This window comes from Streptomyces ovatisporus (assembly GCF_042653885.1).
GTDB classification, from domain to species: domain Bacteria; phylum Actinomycetota; class Actinomycetes; order Streptomycetales; family Streptomycetaceae; genus Streptomyces; species Streptomyces ovatisporus.
In genome coordinates, this window is sequence record NZ_JBHSFH010000007.1 from 540565 (window position 1) to 558912 (window position 18348).

At 70.6% G+C, this 18348-nt stretch carries 13 protein-coding genes and 1 pseudogene; 9 read left to right on the forward strand and 5 right to left on the reverse strand.

Annotation, left to right across the window (positions count from 1 at the left end):
• The first annotated feature begins 41 nt into the window (after positions 1-41).
• The 4 genes from ACFPA8_RS16200 (at position 42) to ACFPA8_RS16215 (ending at position 8474) form a co-directional block, all read left to right on the forward strand.
• The gene (locus tag ACFPA8_RS16200; protein ID WP_386448855.1) at positions 42-3677 is read left to right on the forward strand and encodes a hydantoinase B/oxoprolinase family protein; all 3636 of its coding nucleotides are present in this window, start codon (positions 42-44) and stop codon (positions 3675-3677) included.
• 138 nt (positions 3678-3815) lie between these two features.
• On the forward strand, positions 3816-4727 hold the full coding sequence (locus ACFPA8_RS16205; RefSeq protein WP_386448858.1) for a universal stress protein: 912 nt from the start codon (positions 3816-3818) through the stop codon (positions 4725-4727).
• A 157-nt stretch (positions 4728-4884) separates the two neighbouring features.
• Positions 4885-5559, forward strand: a complete 675-nt coding sequence (locus ACFPA8_RS16210) for a CBS domain-containing protein (protein ID WP_386448861.1) — start codon at positions 4885-4887, stop codon at positions 5557-5559.
• A 245-nt stretch (positions 5560-5804) separates the two neighbouring features.
• On the forward strand, positions 5805-8474 hold the full coding sequence (locus tag ACFPA8_RS16215; protein ID WP_386448864.1) for a cation-translocating P-type ATPase: 2670 nt from the start codon (positions 5805-5807) through the stop codon (positions 8472-8474).
• Between the two features lie 109 nt (positions 8475-8583).
• Here ACFPA8_RS16215 and ACFPA8_RS16220 read toward each other — a convergent pair whose 3' ends face one another.
• Positions 8584-9096: a flavodoxin domain-containing protein gene (locus tag ACFPA8_RS16220; RefSeq protein ID WP_386448867.1), complete on the reverse strand. Its 513-nt coding sequence runs from the start codon at positions 9094-9096 to the stop codon at positions 8584-8586.
• Between the two features lie 210 nt (positions 9097-9306).
• Entirely contained in the window at positions 9307-11715 is a 2409-nt protein-coding gene (locus tag ACFPA8_RS16225) for a glycoside hydrolase family 65 protein (protein ID WP_386448870.1), read from the reverse strand.
• A 387-nt stretch (positions 11716-12102) separates the two neighbouring features.
• On the opposite strand from ACFPA8_RS16225, the gene ACFPA8_RS16230 reads away from it, so the two are divergent.
• Positions 12103-12705, forward strand: coding sequence for a CBS domain-containing protein (locus tag ACFPA8_RS16230; RefSeq protein WP_386449487.1), 603 nt, complete (start codon positions 12103-12105; stop codon positions 12703-12705).
• 151 nt (positions 12706-12856) lie between these two features.
• Positions 12857-13717: a universal stress protein gene (locus ACFPA8_RS16235; protein WP_386448873.1), complete on the forward strand. Its 861-nt coding sequence runs from the start codon at positions 12857-12859 to the stop codon at positions 13715-13717.
• 160 nt (positions 13718-13877) lie between these two features.
• On the opposite strand, the gene ACFPA8_RS16240 is transcribed toward ACFPA8_RS16235, so the two are convergent.
• Entirely contained in the window at positions 13878-14537 is a 660-nt protein-coding gene (locus ACFPA8_RS16240) for an FMN-dependent NADH-azoreductase (RefSeq protein WP_386448876.1), read from the reverse strand.
• A gap of 111 nt (positions 14538-14648) precedes the next feature.
• Here ACFPA8_RS16240 and ACFPA8_RS16245 point away from each other — a divergent pair, with 111 nt between their 5' ends.
• From ACFPA8_RS16245 to ACFPA8_RS16255, 3 genes and pseudogenes are all read left to right on the forward strand, one after another.
• Positions 14649-15047, forward strand: coding sequence for a winged helix-turn-helix transcriptional regulator (locus tag ACFPA8_RS16245; protein WP_386448879.1), 399 nt, complete (start codon positions 14649-14651; stop codon positions 15045-15047).
• Between the two features lie 51 nt (positions 15048-15098).
• Positions 15099-16031 (forward strand): annotated as a pseudogene (locus tag ACFPA8_RS16250) (J domain-containing protein); the annotation flags it as partial.
• A 220-nt stretch (positions 16032-16251) separates the two neighbouring features.
• Positions 16252-16593 (forward strand): rhodanese-like domain-containing protein, encoded by a 342-nt coding sequence (locus ACFPA8_RS16255; RefSeq protein ID WP_386448882.1) that lies wholly within the window; start codon positions 16252-16254, stop codon positions 16591-16593.
• Between the two features lie 75 nt (positions 16594-16668).
• Here the strand turns inward: ACFPA8_RS16255 and ACFPA8_RS16260 are convergent, their stop codons facing one another.
• Both ACFPA8_RS16260 and paaD read right to left on the reverse strand, forming a co-directional pair.
• On the reverse strand, positions 16669-17832 hold the full coding sequence (locus tag ACFPA8_RS16260) for a 2Fe-2S iron-sulfur cluster-binding protein (RefSeq protein WP_386448885.1): 1164 nt from the start codon (positions 17830-17832) through the stop codon (positions 16669-16671).
• An 8-nt stretch (positions 17833-17840) separates the two neighbouring features.
• Positions 17841-18323, reverse strand: coding sequence for a 1,2-phenylacetyl-CoA epoxidase subunit PaaD (gene paaD, locus ACFPA8_RS16265; protein ID WP_386449489.1), 483 nt, complete (start codon positions 18321-18323; stop codon positions 17841-17843).
• Positions 18324-18348: the final 25 nt, after the last annotated feature.

Sequence of the window (18348 nt, forward strand, 5' to 3'; positions counted from 1 at the left end):
GTCCCGGCCGTTACCCGCCGGACGTACGGAATGGAGCGGAAGTGACGAACGGTGCTGGTGCACGGTGGCAGTTCTGGGTCGACCGAGGCGGAACCTTCACCGACATCGTGGCTCGGCGCCCTGACGGCGCACTGCTGACCCACAAGCTTCTGTCGGAGAATCCAGCCCGCTACGACGACGCCGCAGTGGCGGGAATCCGCGCGCTTCTCGGCCTGCGGGAAAGCCAGGACGTCCCGAGCGGCGAGGTCGAGGCAGTGCGAATGGGCACCACTGTGGCGACCAACGCTCTGCTGGAACGCAAGGGCGAGCGGACCGTACTGGTGATCACACGTGGCTTCCGTGACGCGCTGCGTATCGGCTACCAGAACCGGCCTCGGATCTTCGACCGGGCGATCACGCTGCCTCACGCTCTGTACGAGCGAGTCGTCGAGGTGGAGGAGCGCATCACCGCGGACGGGACGGTACTCCTCCCCCTCGACCTCGACCCCCTGGCCGCGGACCTGAGGCGTGCCTACGACGACGGCGTCCGCGCTGTGGCGGTGGTGTGCCTGCACAGTCACCTGCACCCGGCCCACGAGGACGCCGTCGGAGAGCTCGCCGAACAGATCGGCTTCCCTCAGGTGTCGTTGTCGAGTGAGGTCAGTCCGCTCATGAAGGTGGTGCCGCGCGGCGACACCGCTGTCGTCGACGCGTATCTGTCGCCGGTCCTCCGCAGGTACGTCCAGCAGGTCGCGGAACAGATGCAGGGCGTGCGGCTGATGTTCATGCAGTCCAATGGCGGCCTTGCGGAAGCGGGGCACTTCCGCGGGAAGGACGCGATCCTCTCCGGCCCGGCCGGCGGCATCGTCGGAATGGCGCGCATGTCCCGACTGGCGGGCTTCGACAAGGTGATCGGCTTCGACATGGGCGGCACGTCCACCGACGTGTCCCATTTCGCAGGCGACTACGAGCGCGTGTTCGCCACGCAGGTGGCGGGCGTCCGTCTGCAGGCTCCGATGCTGGACATCGACACGGTCGCCGCGGGCGGCGGGTCGGTTCTGCACTTCGACGGCAGCCGTTACCGGGTCGGTCCGGACTCGGCCGGTGCCCACCCGGGCCCCGCCTCCTACCGGGCCGGCGGCCCGCTGACCGTGACCGACGCCAATGTGATGCTGGGCCGCATCCAGCCCGCCCACTTCCCCCACGTCTTCGGCCCGGAGGGCGACCAGTCGCTCGACCGCGGGACCGTCCGGCGACGGTTCGCCGCCCTGGCCGAGGACATCCAGGCACGTACAGGCGACAGTCGCTCTCCCGAGCAGGTGGCCGAGGGATACCTGCAGATCGCGGTGGCGAACATCGGCAGCGCCGTCAAGCGCATCTCCGTCCAGAAGGGCCACGACGTCACGCGGTACGTGCTGACCACTTTCGGAGGAGCCGGTGCCCAGCATGCGTGCGCAGTGGCCGACTCCCTGGGTATCAGCACCGTCCTCGTGCCGCCGATGGCCGGTGTGCTGTCCGCTCTCGGTATGGGCCTGGCGGACACGACAGCGATGCGTGAGCAGTCCGTGGAGCTCTCACTCGAGGAGAAGCACATGGAGCGGATCCACGCGGTTGCCGGTGACCTGGAATCGGCATCACGCGCCGAACTCCGCGACGAGGACATCAGCGCCGAGCACATCCGGGTGACGCGCCGCGCCCATCTGCGTTACGACGGGACCGACACCACAGTGCCGGTCGAACTCAGCGGACCGGACGCGATGACCGAGGAATTCGAGGCGAGCCATCGCGCCACCTATTCATTCCTCATGGACCGTCCGGTCATCGTCGAGTCCCTCTCGGTCGAGGCGGTCGGCCTTTCGCAGCAGCCCGACCTGAGCGATCTGGGTGAGGCGACGGCGACCGCGGAGCCCGACCGCACCGCGCCCCTCTACACGGGCCAGGCATGGCGTGACGTGCCGCTCCGCCGTCGTCGGTCCCTTCGCCCCGGTGACTCGGTGACGGGCCCAGCGATCATCACCGAGGACAACGCGACCACGCTCGTCGACTCGGGATGGCGCGCGACCGTGACGTCCATGGGGCACCTGCTCGTCGAACGCGTCGCCGCTCGCAAGGAGGCTGACGTCGGAACGGAGGCCGATCCCGTTCTTCTGGAGATCTTCAACAACCTGTTCATGTCCATCGCCGAGCAGATGGGTGCCCGTCTGGAATCGACCGCGCAATCCGTCAACATCAAAGAGCGACTCGACTTCTCGTGTGCCCTCTTCGACCCGAACGGCGACCTCGTCGCCAACGCACCGCACATCCCCGTGCACCTCGGCTCGATGGGCACGACGGTCAAGGAAGTGATCCGGCGCCGGGCCGGAACGATGAAGCCGGGGGACGCCTACGCGGTCAACGACCCGTACAACGGCGGCACACACCTGCCGGACGTCACCGTTGTGACCCCGGCCTTCGAGGAGAGCGACAGCCATGCGGATCCCGCCGACGCGCGGATCCTGTTCTTCGTCGCTTCACGCGGACACCATGCCGAGATCGGCGGTCTGACCCCCGGATCCATGCCGGCGACCAGCCGGGAGATCCACGAAGAGGGCGTGCTCTTCGACAATTGGCTGCTCGTCGAGAACGGCAGACTCCGTGAGGAAGAGACACTGCGGCTCCTCACCGAGGCGCCGTACCCCTCCCGCAACCCGACGACCAATCTCGCCGACCTCCGTGCACAGATCGCCGCCAACCACAAAGGTGTCGAGGAGGTCGGGAAGATGATCCGTCACTTCGGGCTGGACGTCGTGCAGGCGTATATGCGTCACGTCCAGGACAACGCCGAGGAATCGGTGCGCAAGGTCATCGACGCTCTCGAGGACGGCGAATACCACTACGAGACGGATTCGGGCGCAGTCATCTCCGTGCGGGTCTCGGTGGACCGCGAACACCGTTCAGCGACAGTGGACTTCACCGGCACCTCGGCACAGCTCGATGCGAATCTGAACGCGCCGAGTTCAGTGGTGACCGCTGCCGTCCTCTATGTCTTCCGGACTCTTGTCGCTGACGAAATCCCCCTGAACGACGGCTGTCTCAGACCGTTGCGGATCATCGTCCCGCCGGGCTCGATGCTGGCGCCTGTCCGTCCGGCTGCCGTCGTCGCGGGCAACGTCGAGACGTCCCAGGCGATCACCGGCGCGCTCTACGCGGCCATGGGCATCCAGGCCGAAGGCTCCGGAACCATGAACAACGTCACCTTCGGAAACGAGCAGCATCAGTACTACGAGACCATCGCCTCCGGCTCCGGTGCCGGCGACGGGTTCGCCGGAGCACCAGTGGTGCAGACCCACATGACCAACTCCCGGCTCACCGACCCGGAGGTCCTCGAATGGCAGTTGCCCGTCCTGGTCGAAGAGTTCGCCATCCGGGCCGGCAGCGGTGGAGCCGGGCGGTGGCGCGGCGGCGACGGCGCGGTACGCAGGCTCCGTTTCCGCGCACCCATGACCGTGAGCACCCTCTCGGGCCACCGGCGCGTGCCGCCTTACGGTATGGCGGGCGGCAACCCGGGTTCACTCGGCTCGAACCGCGTGGAACGCGCTGACGGCAGCACTTCTGTCATGTCGGGCTGCGACTCCGCCGAGGTGGCTCCGGACGATGTGCTGGTGGTGGAAACCCCGGGCGGTGGCGGATACGGCCCGCCGGACGACACGGCCGGCTGACCGCCGGCAGGTTCTGGAGCTCCCGGAAGAGCAGGACGATGGTCCTTGATCTTCCGGCCACCGGGCTCAAGCCGCCCGGCCGATCGTGAGGGACCCTGACAGTGACGGCACACGCCTGGGCGTGTGAGGAGGTGTGGCATGTTCGCATCCGTCACCGTCGGCCTCGACGGAACCCGTGAGAGCGTCGCCGCAGCCGAATGGGCGGCCCACGAGGCGCTGACCCGTGACGTGCCGCTGCAACTCGTCCTGGTCCGCGACACGGGTCCGTACCCGTGTCCGCCGGTGGTCGTCGCGGACCAGACAGAACGGGAATGGTCGCAGAGGGTCACATGCGAAGTCGCTGAGGACCTCGGCAACCGCTTCCCGGAACTGAGCCTCACCGTCATGATGCTCTCGGGCCGCCCGTCCTACGTGCTCAGCGACATCTCTGCCAGGACCGGTCTCCTCGTTCTCGGCTCACGGGGACTGGGCAGCGTTCTCGGATATCTCGTGGGCTCCACCGCCCTGGCCACGGTGGCACACGCCACGTGTCCGGTCGTCCTGGTCCGCCCCGCGGCCGAGCCGGAGACACCGCGCACGTCCCAAACCGGTGCCGCAGCACGGACGGCCGCGAACGGGCAGGGCCACGTCGTCCTCGGCCTGGACCTCGGCCGCCCCTGCGAGGAACTCCTCGACTTCGCGTTCCGGACCGCCTCCCGGCACTCCGCGCCGCTGCGCGTCCTGCATGCCTGGCAGCTCCCTCCTGCCTTCGGCGCCACACCCTCGTACCCGGTCGGCGTGGAGATCACGGAAGATCTTCAGCGCGAAACGAACCAGAGGCTCACCGAGACCGTGCGCCCCTGGCACGAGAAATTCCCGGACGTACCTCTGAGCCACCTCGCTGTCCTGGGACAGCCCTCCAGCCTGCTGATCGAGGCCGCTGCCGGGGCGTCCATGCTGGTGGTCGGCCGACGAGCCCGGCACTCGCGCACGGGAACACACGTGGGTCCCGTCGACCACGCGGTCATGCACCATGTGCGCACGCCGATCGCGGTCGTGGCCCACGAGTAGGCGCCTTTCCGTGTTTCCGTGCATGCGCCGAGACGCATCGCCGGCGGACGAGTGGCCGGTCCTCTACGCCCGAGCCGCTGTGGCAGGTTCGCTCCCGCCGATGGATCGTGGGAGGGGGAATGAGCAGCACCGCCGGGCGATGCGAGGGAGACGGCCGATGCAGCACCGTACCGTCCACGATCTGATGACCCGCGCCGTTGTGCGCGTGCACCGCGACACCGGGTTCAAGAAGATCGCCGAGATCCTGGCCGAGTACAACATCACCGCCCTCCCCGTGGTCGACGACGACGAACACCCTGTCGGCGTCGTCTCCGAGGCCGACCTGCTGGGCAAGCAGGCAGGGCAACCCGACCCCGCGGGGCTGCTGTCCTCGCGGGAACCCCGGCCGGGCAGCCGCGCCCCCGGCGAGGCAGGCACTGCGGACGAACTGATGACGAGTCCTCCCGTCGTGGCCCGCCCCGAGTGGAACGTCGTGGAGGCGGCCCGCGTGATGGCGGACAAGCAGGTCAAGAGACTGCCCGTGGTGAACGAGGCCGACCGGCTCGTCGGGATCCTCAGCCGTTCCGACCTGGTGCGCGTCTTCCTCCGCCGGGACGACGCCATCCACGAGGAGATCACCCGTGACGTTCTGGAACGGACCCTTGGTCTCGCGGCCAGCCAGCTCACCGTCGAGGTGGAGGACGGCTGCGTGACCCTGCGCGGGGAGGTCACTCCCGTTCATCTCATCGCGGTGGTGGAACGCCTGTGCCAGGGCGTGGACGGGGTGGTGAAGGTCCGTAGCCATCTGACCGGCCGGGCCGAGACCGCGCTCGGTACGGCGGCTCTGCCGTGAGCCGCGCAGACAACGGGACGGGACTGCGGCCGTCCGTGATCAACTCCTGAGGACGGCCCCGCAGCCGCCACCCCGCGGTCCCGGACCGGCCGCCCCCGTGTACTTGCCGGGTATGCGGCCGCCCCCGGACTACGTTGATCGGGATCAGCCGGTGCGCCGCCCCTCCGACCAGTGACCGGGCTGCCATCGGCGCCCGGCCGGAACGATCTGGCCGTTACTCCCCGCAGAGCCCGTGAAGGTACGCCATGGAGCGAGCGACGAACGAGGACGTTCCCACCCTCACGGTGGATCCGCGCGAGCCGCTGTCACTGCTGCGCAAGGAACTGGAAACGGGAGAAGCCGGCCTCTCCGGCAGGGAGGCGGCGCGGCGCCTGGCCGTGTACGGCGCCAACGAGGTGCGACGTGAGCGCCACGGCTGGTTCTGGCGGGAACTCCTGCGGCAGGTCGTGCATCCTCTGGCACTGCTGCTGTGGGGAGCGGGAGCGCTGGCGCTCGTCGCCGGAACGCCGGTCCTGGCGATGGCGATCGTGGCGGTCATCGTGCTGAACGCCGGGTTCGCCATGCTTCAGGAGCGTCAGGCCGAGCGGGCGGTGGAAGCCCTGACCGGGTACCTGCCCGACCAGGCGCACGTCGTACGCGACGGCAAGCCGCATGCCGTCGATGCGGCCGGGCTGGTCCCGGGCGACCTCATCGTGCTGGAGGAAGGCGTCAAGGTACCTGCGGACGCGCGGCTGACCGACGGAGCGCTCGAGGTCGACCTGTCGATGCTGACGGGCGAGTCGGAGCCTGTGGAACGAGTGGCGGGTCAGTCACAGCCTGGTGTTCCGCCGCTGCGGGAGTCCAATCTGATCTTCAGCGGCACCACCTGTGTGGGTGGGGCCGCGAAGGCTGTCGTCTTCGCCACCGGTGTGCACACCGAACTCGGACGCATCGCCGCGCTCAGTCAGCGAACCCGCCGAGAGGAGAGCCCGCTGGAGGCGCAGGTCAAGCGCGTCGCCTGGTTCATCGCGGCCGTCGCCGTCGGCCTGGGAACGGCCTTCCTCGGGGTGGGAGCGGCTGCCGGCCTTCCGCTGACCGATGCGCTGACGTTCGCCGTCGGGCTGCTGGTGGCCAACGTTCCCGAAGGGCTCCTGCCCACGATCACCCTCGCGCTCGCGCTGGGCGTGCGGCTTCTCGCCCGCAACGGCGCGGTGGTGAAGCGTCTCAGTGCGGTGGAGACGCTCGGATCGACCAACGTCATCTGCACCGACAAGACCGGGACGCTGACCCGCAACCGGATGAGTCTGAGCACCACGTGGACGCCCGAAGGGGGCGTATCCGGCTCCCGGACCGAGTCCCTCGCCGACGCGATGGCGGAATGCACCACGGTCACCGCCGGAGAGGACGGGGCCCTCCAGGGAGACCCGACCGAGATCGCGCTCGTCGAAGGTGCGGCTCAGCCGGGCCGGGCACCCGACCTCGGAGCGCGTGACGCCCGCAGAGAAGCGCTCTTCCGCTTCGACCCCCGCCTGCGGCTGATGTCCGTCGTCAGCCGAAGCGGCGACCGCCTCGTCATCTACGTGAAAGGGGCACCGGAAGCGGTCTTCCCCCGCCTCGAGGAACAGCAGGACCGTCAGACGCACATGGCGGCCGTCACCCGCATGACGGAACAGGGCTTTCGCGTCCTTGCTGTCGCCACCCGCAGGCTTCCTGCGGGGAGCCCTGTCCCACGGGTACGCGAAGAGGCCGAGACGCGCCTGCAGTTGGTCGGGCTGGTCGGACTGTACGACCCGCCACGTCCTGAGGCCGCCGACGCGGTCCGGCGCTGCCACGAAGCGGGGCTGCGCGTGCACATCGTGACCGGTGACAACGGAGGCACCGCATCGGCAGTGGCTCGCGAAGTGGGGATCGGGTCACCGCAGTTGCACGTCGTCGAGGACGCGGGGGCCGTGACCGACAGCGATCTGGACGAGTTGCTCACCGGCGGGACCGAGGTCGTCTTCGCGCGTTCCTCCCCCGAGACCAAACTCCGGGTGGCCGACGCGTTGCGCGCCCACGGGCAGATCGTCGCGATGACGGGGGACGGTGTGAACGACGCCCCCGCCCTGCACCGGGCTCACATCGGCGTGGCGATGGGGAAGTCGGGCACGGACGTGGCCCGCGAGGCCTCCACCATGGTGCTGACCGACGACAACTTCGCCACCATTGTCACCGCCGTCGAGTCCGGCCGCCAAGTCTACGAAAACGTACGCAAGTTCATCCTTTACATCTTCGCCCACGCAGTACCTGAAGTCGTTCCCTTCCTGCTGTTCGCACTGTCGGGCGGGGCCATTCCTCTGCCGCTGACCGTGCTGCAGATCCTCGCCATCGACCTCGGCACGGAGACCCTGCCCGCTCTGGCCCTCGGCCGGGAGCCCGCCGAACCGGGGCTGATGGCCGGGCCGCCGAGACGGAGCGGTCACGGCGTCATCACCAAGGACCTGCTCGTACGCGCGTGGGCCTGTCTGGGCCTGGTGTCCGCGGCACTGGTGACGGGCGCCTTCTTCTACGTCCTGTGGCGGGCCGGATGGGGACCGGGAGATCCGACAGGGCCCGGGAGCGACCTGCACCACGCATATCTCACGGCCACCACCACCACGTTCGCCGGCATCGTCATGTGCCAGGTCGGGACCGCCCTCGCCGCGCGCACCGACCACGCCTCCCTGCGACAGGTCGGTTTGTTCACCAACCCTCTGCTGCTTGCGGGTATCGGCTTCGAGCTCGTGTTCACCGCCGTGGTGGTGTGGGTGCCCCCTGTCCAGCGCATCTTCGGGACCACGTCCCTGCCCGTCGAGGTCGTGGCACTCATCGCCACGTTTCCTGTGATCGTCTGGGGCACGGACGAACTGCGTCGCCGCCACCGGCGTCGCAGCGCGGGTGCCCGCCCTGCCGCCTGACGGCCTGCCTCGCGCCGGCCCGTCATTGCGCCGACCCGTCATTGCGTCGGCCGGTCATGCGTCGGCGGGTGCCCTGTCCCGAGGGGCCCTCCCGGCGCGGTCCTGCCGTTCAAATGGGTTCTCGCTCAGAGACCAGCCGGGACGCGATGTCCCCGCTCCAGGCGCGTACCTCCTGCTGGTTCCTGAAGTCGCCGCCCATCTTCTCCCTGAGCATCTGACCTGCGAGGAATCCGCCGGCTCCGTCCGTCAGCCGGCCACCGAAAGTGCGGTGCTCCTCCGCCCCGAGCCGCTTCGCGAGGCGAGCGACCCCGGGAGTCGGCGGAAGCTCACCCTCCGTGGCGGACGGGTCCAACGGGCCACTGCTGAAGAGCCACACCGGAACCCGGAGGAGTCGATGATGGTGGCGACGGGCGAAACTGGTCGCGCTCCGGCGCCAGCGCCCGACGTAGACGGCGGACCCCAGCACCACGGCGTCGTAGTGCGAAAGGTCCGTCACGTCCTCGGTGGCAGCGACGTCTGCTCGCAGTCCTTGCTCGCGCAGGCCCGCACCGATCCACGAGGCGATCTCGGCCGTGGACTGGTTCTTGCTGCTGTATGCGACGAGTACGCGGAGTGAAGCCATTCGGACGCTCCTTCGCTGCTGTCCGCCCCACGTCCAGCATCGGTCGGTCCCGGCCCGCGGGCCAGCTCCGAAAGGGTGCGATCGCGAGGGCCGACGGTCCCGGATCCGAGGGCTCCCGCCAGGCCCACGTGTCTGCCCCGGCGAGGCCCATGTGCGTCGCGATCCACTCGCACTGCGCGTCGGACGCTCGTCCGCAGCAGACTGCCGGGCTCACATCGGTGGCAGGTTCAGCCACCGCGCCCGGCCCGGCGGCACGGCATGGGTGCGTCCGCCCACGACCACGTGCAGAGGGTCGGCGGCCGACGCCGGTACGGAGACGTGCACGCGGTCCTTGCGCACCCTGATCTCGATTCCCCAGTGACCGAGACAGTGAACGGTGCAGCCGGACTTCGACAGTTGCGGCAGGGGCGCCGGAGCCAGGTGCAGGGCGCCGTGGCGGACCGTCAGACCCGTCAGACCGCGCTGCACCAGATCGAGGGTGCCCGCCATGGCGCCCAGGTGGATGCCCTCACCGGTAGTGCCTCCCTGCAGGTCCGCGACATCGGCGAGGAGCGCCTCCCGGCAGTGCTGCCAGGCCTCGGGACGGTGTCCCCGGGCCAGCACCCAGGCGTGGACGAGACTGCTGAGGGTCGACCCGTGGCTGGTGCGGCGCAGGTAGTGATCGCAGGTCTGCTGCCAGATCTCGTCGTCGAGGGGGTGGCCGAGGCGGTCGAACAGCGCCCTCAGTTCGGCCGGCGGGAAGAGATAGCCGAGCATGAGGACGTCGGCCTGTTTGGACGCCCGGTAGCGGTTGACGCTGTCCCCTTCGGCCTCCAGCACCCGGTCCAGGCGCCGCATCCCGTTGCCGTACCTGGCTCGGTAGCCTTCCCAGTCGAGCTCGGCGAGTTCCCCGTAGCCGTCGAACTGACTGATCACACCCGAGTGGTACGGGACGCGCAGCTTCCGCGAGACGTCCGCCCAGCGCTCCAGTTCCTCCGGCCTCAGCTCCATCTGCTCGGAGAGCTCCCCCCGGCGGCGCGACGGCAGCATGGCCACCAGCTCCAGGGCACGGGTGAGCACCCACGCGGCGCCGACGTTGGTGTACGCGTTGTCGGCGAGTCCCGGCTCGGCGGCCTCCGGGTAGGCGTCGTGGTACTCGTCGGGGCCCATGACTCCCGTGATCCGGTAGCGCTCCGCCGCTCCGTCCCATCGGGCAGCGCCGGCCCAGAAGCGGGCGATGTGCAGCATCATCTCGGCGCCCCTTCCGTAGAGGTAGCCGCGGTCGCCGGTGGCCTGCGCGTGATGCCAGACGTTGTAGGCGACGGCAGAGCCGACGTGATGCTGAAGGCGGGAGTGGTCCGGGATCCACCGGCCGGAGTGCGGGTTGAGGTGCCGGGTCTGGGCCTCCTCGCGGCCGTCGCTGCCGCTCTGCCACGGGTACATCGCACCCTGGTGCCCTGCGGCGCGGGCGGCGCGGCAGGCTTGCGGCAGCCGGCGGTGCCGGTAGTCGAGCAGGGCCCGGCAGACCTCTGGAAGGTGCAGGTCCAGGTAGGGCATGACGAACAGCTCGTCCCAGAACACGTGTCCTCTGTAGGCCTCGCCGTGAAGGCCGCGGGCCGGTACCCCCGTGTCCAGGGAGGCGGTGTGCGGGGAGAGGGTCTGCAGCAGGTGGAACTGGTGCAGGCGGAGGATGCGTCCGGTTTCCCCTGCCACGTCGAGCCGGCTGCCGTTCCACAGCCTGCGCCAGGCCGCGCGGTGCTGGGCACGCAGGTGCCGGAATGTGGGGGCGTGGCCGGCGGCCTGGACAGAGGCGTGCAGTGGTTCGCTGATCGCGCGGTCGTGCGAGGTGTGCAGCGCGACGGCCTTCTCGACCGCCACCCGGGATTCCTCACCGATCGGCACACTCAGTCTGTCGGCAGCACTGCGGGGGCTCAGCACGGGCGTTCCGCTGTCCACGTGTCCGGCGTGCGGGCTGACGGTCGTACGTGCGGCGAGGGCGACGCCGACAGCGGAGCTGGTCGTGCGGCAGCGCAGCCAGAGCGTGCCTGACTCGCTCTTCCCGGTCTCCCAGTCGCCCAGGTGCCGGCCGGCGAGATCGCGGTAGCGCTCGACACCGGCGTTGCGCACGTCCCCGTCCAGGGCCGACTCGATGTCGAGATGCCCGGACCAGCCGTGCGCGGTGAAGACGGTACGCGTGGCCGCCAGCCACGGATCAGCCATGCTGACGATGCGGGTCTCCTCGACTTCCAGCTCACGGCCGGCAGGGTCGCGGTAGGCGGTGCAGCGGGTCAGTTCTCCGTGTCGCAGGTCCAGCCGGCTGTGGTGCGCCACCATCTCGGGCGAACGGGGAGAGAGCCACGCGCCGCGCTCGCCGCCCGCCGGACCGAGGCGGTAGCGCAGCGGGAGCCAGTTGGGGAGGTTGACCATGTCCTCGTTCTCCACCTGTTCGCCGGAGACCTCGGAGACGAGGCGGTTGAAGCCGCCGGCGGCGTATGTGGCGGGGTAGTGCGCGCCTCCGGCCGGCAGCTCTGCCGCGGCCCCCCGGGTGGCGAAGCGCCCGTTGCCCAGCGTGCACAGCGCCTCACGCAGCCGCTCCTGGTCCGGCTCGTAGCCCTCGTACATCCACGTCCAGGCGTCCATAGAGGTCCTCCGGGCGGGCGGGCGGTCGGTCAGGGCTCCGGGCGCCCGGCCGGAAGCGGCCGGAAGCGGCCGGGCGCCTGCCGGGTGTCCCGGTGGCCGCCGCGTATGTCCTGACTGTGCGCGGGGACAGGCCGGGGACCATCGGCCCTGGCCGGGCGGCGGTCTGCCGGTCACGGTGGAAGCGTGGCCAACGGGAGGAGGCGGCCGCCCAACCGTCCCGGCCTCGGTGCCGGGCCCCGGTCGACCACTTCCGGACCTCGAACCGAGAGAGCGGAGCACCGTATGTCCCAGCGCGCGACCGGGCGTTCCCGGCCGGTCACGCCGTCGGCAGAACCGGCGGCAGGCGGGAACGAGACGACGCGAGCCCCGCGTACCGTCGGTGACGTGATGACCCACGCCGTCGTCGCGGTGAGTCAGGACACGTCGTTCAAGGAGATCGTCCACAAGCTCCAGGAACGGCACGTCAGCGCCCTCCCCGTACTCGAAGGCGACGGCCGCGTGGTCGGAGTGGTCTCCGAGGCCGATCTGCTGCCGAAGGAGGCCCGCCGCAGCGACCCGCCGCACCTGTACGAGACGCCGGAGCGTCTGGAGGAGGTGCGCAAGTCCGCCGGTGTCACCGCCGCCGATCTGATGTCGAGCCCCGCTGTGTCCGTGCGGGCGGACGTTCCGCTCGCCGCCGCTGCCCGGGCCATGGCGCGGCGCCGGCTCAAACGGCTGCCGGTCGTCGACGGCCAGGGGTGCCTGGTGGGCATCGTCAGCCGGATGGACCTGCTGAAGACCTTCCTCCGTCCGGATGACCGGATCGCCGAGGAGATCAGGGGCGAGGTGTTCGGCCTCGTGCCCGGCGCGGGCGCGGACCTGAGGGTGGAGGTCGAGGACGGAGTCGCCACCGTCGGCGGTGAACTCCCCGACAGCCGCGATGTCGCTGTTCTCGCCCGCCTGGTGCGGTCCGTCGAGGGCGTGGTGGACGTCCGCTTCGACCTGGCCTGACGTCGCCGCGTCCGGCTCGGAGCGGCCGCTGCTTCGCGTGGCAGGAGCCGACAGGAGGTGGTGTCCTGGGGACGGCGGACCCGGCCGCTCCTTCTGCCGGGGACTTGGGGCGCCACTCACGGTTCGGCGGACGCATGAGGGAGGCGGAGTCATGGCGCAGCCTGTCGTCGTCGGTGTCGACGGATCCGACCCCAGCCTGGAGGCCGTGGACTGGGCCGCCGACGAAGCGGCGCTCCGCGGTCTCCCGTTGCGCATCGTGCACGCCTCCCGTTGGGACCGGTACGAACGGATCGCTCCAGCCCGCGCGGGCGGCCGGCCGGCGACCCGCGTCATGGCGGAGAACACCGTGGCGACCGCGGAGCGCCGGGCCGTGGAGCGCAGGCCGGGCCTCAAGGTCACCTCGGTCGTGGCGGGGCGCGATCCCGTGGCCGCCCTGGTGGAGGAGAGTGCGTCGGCCTTCGCCGTCGTGGTGGGCAGCCGCGGCGTCGGCGCGGTCAGCGGAATGCTGCTGGGCTCCGTCGGACTCGGTGTGGCGGGACGTGCCTCCTGCCCCACCGTCGTCGTGCGGGGCACGGGCACGGAACAAGCACGGCGGGGTGGGTCCCGGCAGGTGGTCGTCGGTGTGGGCAAGGGAGAAGAGGAGGCCGCGGCGGTTCGCTTCGCGCTGCGCGAGGCGGAGGTGCGGCAATGTGACGTGCAGGCCCTGCACGCCTGGCGCAGACCGAGCGACGACGGCGCGACCACGGGCGGGGACGGCCCCGGACTCCGGGCCGAGAGACTCCTGGAATCCTCTCTGCGTGCAGCGGACGGGTCCCGGTCCGGGGTGACCACACATCCGGAGACGGTCGAGGGTTCCGCTCGTGACGCGTTGGTACGTGCCGGGGAAGACGCCGACCTGCTGGTGGTGGGCGCCCGGAAGCGTCATGGCACGCACGGCCTGCAACTCGGGCTCGTGAGCCACGCCGTGCTGCATCGCGCGCCGTGCCCGGTCGCGGTCGTCCCCTATGGCTGAGAAGCCGTCATAGCTGATCCGTCGACAGCGGAGAACCGGCGACGTCACGTCGGTCGTCTGCGTGGCCCCTCGGCCGTCGGACGAGGGTGCGTGGGGCCTGTGCGAACGCCCACGAGCCCGCCGGCGTCGGCCGGTGGGCTCGGTGGTCGGGTTCGGGCTGTCAGACGGCTGCGGCGAACCGGGCCGCGAGGTTCTTGGCGTGCGTCTCGGCGGCCTCGTGGGCCTTGGTCCGTGAGGTCTCCGCCAGGTCGACGAGGGACTCCATGCCGGGAGTGACGGGCGCGAGGGTGAGCTCGGGCACCACGAACTCCACGTCCAGGCCCATGATTTCGCCCAGGACCTTGCCCAGATAGTTCTGCACGAACTCGAAGCTCTCGCGCGGGGTGCCGGGTCCGTAGCCGCCGCCGCGGCTGGCCACGACGACGGCGGGGGTGCCCGCGCCGGAAGGCGTGTCGGTGCCGGCGGTGCGGCCCTGGAGGATCACGTGGTCGACCCATGCCTTCAGCGTCGAGGGGATCGTGTAGTTGTACATCGGCGCCCCGATCAGGACGGCGTCGGCCTCCTCCAGCTCCCGGGCCAGTTCGTCGCGCAGCGCGTAGGCCTCGGCCTGCTCGGGAGTGTGACTGTCCGGTGCGGCGAAGCCGGCGGACGCGGCGGTCCCGTCGAGGTGCGGCAGGGGATCCGCTGCGAGGTCCCGGTGGATGACGGTGCCCTCCGGGTGCTGCTCCTCCCATGCCTTGCGGAAGGACGCCGCGACGGCGCGTGAGACGGAACCCTCCTGCGGAAAGAGCGAGGAGTCGAGGTGAAGCAGGGTGGCCATAAGGGAAGCTCCTTGGAATGCGTAAGCAGGTGTGCTTTAACGTCGTAACTATTGATAACACAGGAGCTTACTTTTTTTCATCCCCTTGTCTTGGCGCAGTACCCTGAAGGCATGGCAGAGCCCGGGAACCAGACGCAGGAGGAGGCGGCGCCTTCCGCTGTCGAGCAGTGCACGGCGCCCGAGAGCAGCATCACGCGGGTCTTCCAGATGCTGGGCAAGCGCTGGACCGGACTGGTCCTGGCCGCACTCATGAACGGGCCGGGCCACTTCGCGCAGCTGCGCCGGGCCGTACCGGGCATCAGCGAGCGGATGCTCTCGGACCGGCTGACCGAACTGGGCTCGCTGGGCCTGGTCGTACGGACGGTGGAAGAGGGCCCACCGCTGCGGGTCAGCTACCGGCTCAGTGCGGCGGGTCTGGCGTTGCGGCCGGCGATGGCGGAGCTCACCCGCTGGGCGGACGCCCACCTGCCGGAGGAAGCGGCGGGCTGCCCGCGGGAGTTCCGTCCGTGATCCTCACAGGCGCGCTGGGAAGGCGGGGCGCCCTTCCGTAGGGTGGGCCCGATGAGAGCGAACCCGGAAGCGCAAGCCGAAGAGCCGGAGCAGCCGGACGAGCCGGGCCGGCCGGACGGGTCGCCGCCGGAGCAGCCCGGAGCTGAGAAGGCCGGTCCCGAGCAGCCCGGTCCTGAGGAGGCCGGTCCTGAGGAGCACGGGCGTGCCCAGGAACCGGGCACGGAGCGTCTGGAGCGGGCGGTGCGGGCCGCCGAGACCGCCCTGATCGAGTACGAGATCGCGGTGGAGACGTTCCGCATCGAGATCGAGAACTTCTCCCGCCTGCACCATCAGCGCCTCGGCCCCATGTACGCGCGCCTGGACGAGCTGGACGCGAGCATCGCCGAGGTGACCGCGGCGATCAGCGGCGACCCGGAGGATCTGCGCAAGGCGCAGGAACTGCGGGCGGCGGTGCTGCCGATGCCCCAGGTCGAGGAGCTCTTCCACGGCTGGATCGACTCCGACGGACTCTCGCCCGAGGCGTCCGCCATGCTCACCGAGCGGAACGTGCGGCCCCCGAGCCGCGTGCGCCCGAGCGAGGAGGCGCGCAAGGCCTACCGCGAGCTGGTGCGCAAGGCCCACCCCGACCTGGCTCAGGAGGACGGGGAACGCAAGCGGCGCGAAGCCTTCCTGGTCCGCGTCAACAAGGCCTACGGGGACGGGGATACGGACGCTCTGCGCGAACTGCTCGAGGAGTGGGAGGCGGGGCCGCGCGAGGAGGAACCGGAAGTTCAGCTGCCGCAGAGCGAGCTGCTCTACGCCCGGCTGGAATGGCTGGCGGAGCGCAAGGAAGCGCTCACCGCGATGGTGGCGGAGATGGAGCAGAGCGCGATCGGCGCGATGCTGAAGATGGCCCCGGACGATCCCGACAGGCTGCTGGAGGAGATCGCCGAGCAGCTGCTGGAGCAAGTGGCCGCGCGGGAGGCGGAGTTGGAGCGCCTGACGCAGGTCATGGGGGCTGATGCGACCGGTCGGTCCGGTGACGCGGCGGCGTACGGAGCGCCCGGCGGACCGGAGGCTGCGGAGAGCGCAGGCGCCGGGACGTCGGCCGAGGGAGCCACCGCCGCCGAGGGAGCCACCGGTGGTACCGCCGCGGATCCCGGAACGGGTCGCCGTACAGGCGACTCCGGTACCGCCACCGAAGAGAACTGAGAGAGAGCCGAGCATGCAGAACGGTCAGTTGCCGCAGGTCGACGTCGCCGCGGTGCCCGCGGACGCCCTGTTGCTGGACGTCCGCGAGGACGACGAGTGGGCCGCAGGGCGCGCGGAGGGCGCACTGCACATCCCCATGAGTGAATTCGTGGGCAGGATCGGTGAGTTGACCGAGCGCGCGGGCGAGGACGAGCGGGTCTACGTGGTCTGCCGCGTCGGCGGGCGGTCGGCCCAGGTCACGCAGTACCTGCGTCAGCAGGGCATCGACGCGGTGAACGTCGACGGCGGCATGCTCGCCTGGGAGGCAGCCGGACGCCCGCTCACCGGTGACACGGAGCCGGCGCACGTCGCATGAAACCCGTCGGCCGGTGACGCGGACGGCTGAGGAGGGCCGCCCCGCAGGGCCGGGACCGGAGCGTCCCGGTGCCTCTCAGCCGTCGAAGTCCACCTCCACCGCCTCCGTGAGAGGACGCGACTGGCAGGCGAGCACATAGCCCGCTTCCAGTTCGTCCTCCTCCAGGGCGTAATTGCGCTCCATGTGCACCTCGCCCGAGACGAGGCGTACCCGGCAGGTGCCGCACACCCCGCCCTTGCACGCGAAAGGCGCGTCGGCGCGGTGGCGCAGAACCGTCTCCAGGACGGACTCGCCGTCGTCCATCGGCCAGGAGCCCGAGCGTCCGTCGAGAGTGGCCGTCACGGCTGCTGTACGGGCAGCAGCGGCGCCGTCGGAACCGGCGGCCGACGCACCCGCCGGCCGGGAGCCGGTGCCGGAACCTTCCGCGGCCGGACCGGCGCCCGCCGCGGGCGCATCGGTGACGTGGAAGATCTCCTGATGGATGCGGCCCCGCGGCACTCCCAGCGCGCGCATCGCACGCGACGCTCCCTCGACCAGGCCGAGCGGACCGCACAGATACCAGCCCTCGATGTCCCCGACGGGCAGCAGGGCGGGCAGAAGCTGCTTCAGCCGCTCCGTGTCGAGGCGGCCGGAGGGCAGGCCGCTCTGCTGCTCCTCGCGGGAGAGCACGGTGACGAGCTGGAAGCGGTGAGGATAGCGGTCCTTGAGGTCGGCGACCTCCTCCAGAAACATCGTGGACGCGGTCGACCTGTCGCTGCGGATGAGACAGAAACGGGCTTCCGGTTCGCGCTCGAGGAGCGTGGCGGCGATGGAGAGCACCGGGGTGATGCCGCTGCCGCCCACGACGGCGGCGAAGTGGCCGTGCCGTGGTGCGAGGACGAACCGGCCTGTGGGCGGCAGAACGTCGACGGTGTCGCCCGGGGCGAGTTCCTTGACGGCGTAGGTGGAGAAGTCGCCGCCCTCGATTCCGCGTATGCCGACGCGCAGCGTCGCGGGTGCGTCCGACGCGGGGGCGCAGAGCGAGTACGTCCGCCGGATCTCGGCACCTGTGTACCCGGCCGTTCCCGTGCCGCTGCCCGTGCCGGCGTCCTCGCCGCGGTGCCGGCGCAGCGCGATGTGCTGGCCGGGGGCGTAACCGTAGAGGGAGCGGAGCTCCGGCGGCACGGCGATGGTCAGCGCGACCGAGTCGTCCGTGAGCCGGTCGACTGATGCGACCCGGAGCGGGTGGAAGGTGCTCACGGCGCTCCTCACACCTCCTTGAAGTGGTCGAACGGCTCCCGGCACGCCTCGCAGCGCCGCAGGGCCTTGCAGGCGGTGGAGGAGAACCGGCTGATCAGGCTCGTCTCGGTCGATCCGCAGTTGGGGCAGTGGATGGCGAGCGTCAGCGGTACCGGCCCTGAGCCGGGGGCGGCGCCGCCGCGCGGGGGGGCGATGCCCGCGTCGGCGAGCTTGCGGCGCCCCTCGGAGGTGATGTCGTCGGTGCTCCAGGGCGGAGCGAGGACGGTGCGTACGGAGACCTCCGTGACGCCGTGCTCCAGCAGCGCTCGCTCGATGTCCGCGGCCATGGCCTCGATCGCCGGACAGCCGGTGTACGTCGGGGTGAGTTCGACCTCGACGGGGCCGCCGGGCGTCGGCTCCCGCACACTCCGCAGCACACCCAGCTCGGCCAGAGTCACCACGGGGAGTTCGGGGTCCGGGACGGAGCCCGCCACCGCGGTCAGGTCATGCAGCCGCTGCTCGGCGGAGGCGGACGCG

Bases quoted from the DNA above. Each gene is read 5' to 3' on its own strand.
- ACFPA8_RS16205 (WP_386448858.1), top strand. From the start codon at position 3,816: ATGTTCGCATCCGTCACCGTCGGCCTCGACGGAACCCGTGAGAGCGTC.
- ACFPA8_RS16210 (WP_386448861.1), top strand. From the start codon at position 4,885: ATGCAGCACCGTACCGTCCACGATCTGATGACCCGCGCCGTTGTGCGC.
- ACFPA8_RS16215 (WP_386448864.1), top strand. From the start codon at position 5,805: ATGGAGCGAGCGACGAACGAGGACGTTCCCACCCTCACGGTGGATCCG.
- ACFPA8_RS16220 (WP_386448867.1), bottom strand. From the start codon at position 9,096: ATGGCTTCACTCCGCGTACTCGTCGCATACAGCAGCAAGAACCAGTCC.
- ACFPA8_RS16225 (WP_386448870.1), bottom strand. From the start codon at position 11,715: ATGGACGCCTGGACGTGGATGTACGAGGGCTACGAGCCGGACCAGGAG.
- ACFPA8_RS16230 (WP_386449487.1), top strand. From the start codon at position 12,103: ATGACCCACGCCGTCGTCGCGGTGAGTCAGGACACGTCGTTCAAGGAG.
- ACFPA8_RS16235 (WP_386448873.1), top strand. From the start codon at position 12,857: ATGGCGCAGCCTGTCGTCGTCGGTGTCGACGGATCCGACCCCAGCCTG.
- ACFPA8_RS16240 (WP_386448876.1), bottom strand. From the start codon at position 14,537: ATGGCCACCCTGCTTCACCTCGACTCCTCGCTCTTTCCGCAGGAGGGT.
- ACFPA8_RS16245 (WP_386448879.1), top strand. From the start codon at position 14,649: ATGGCAGAGCCCGGGAACCAGACGCAGGAGGAGGCGGCGCCTTCCGCT.
- ACFPA8_RS16255 (WP_386448882.1), top strand. From the start codon at position 16,252: ATGCAGAACGGTCAGTTGCCGCAGGTCGACGTCGCCGCGGTGCCCGCG.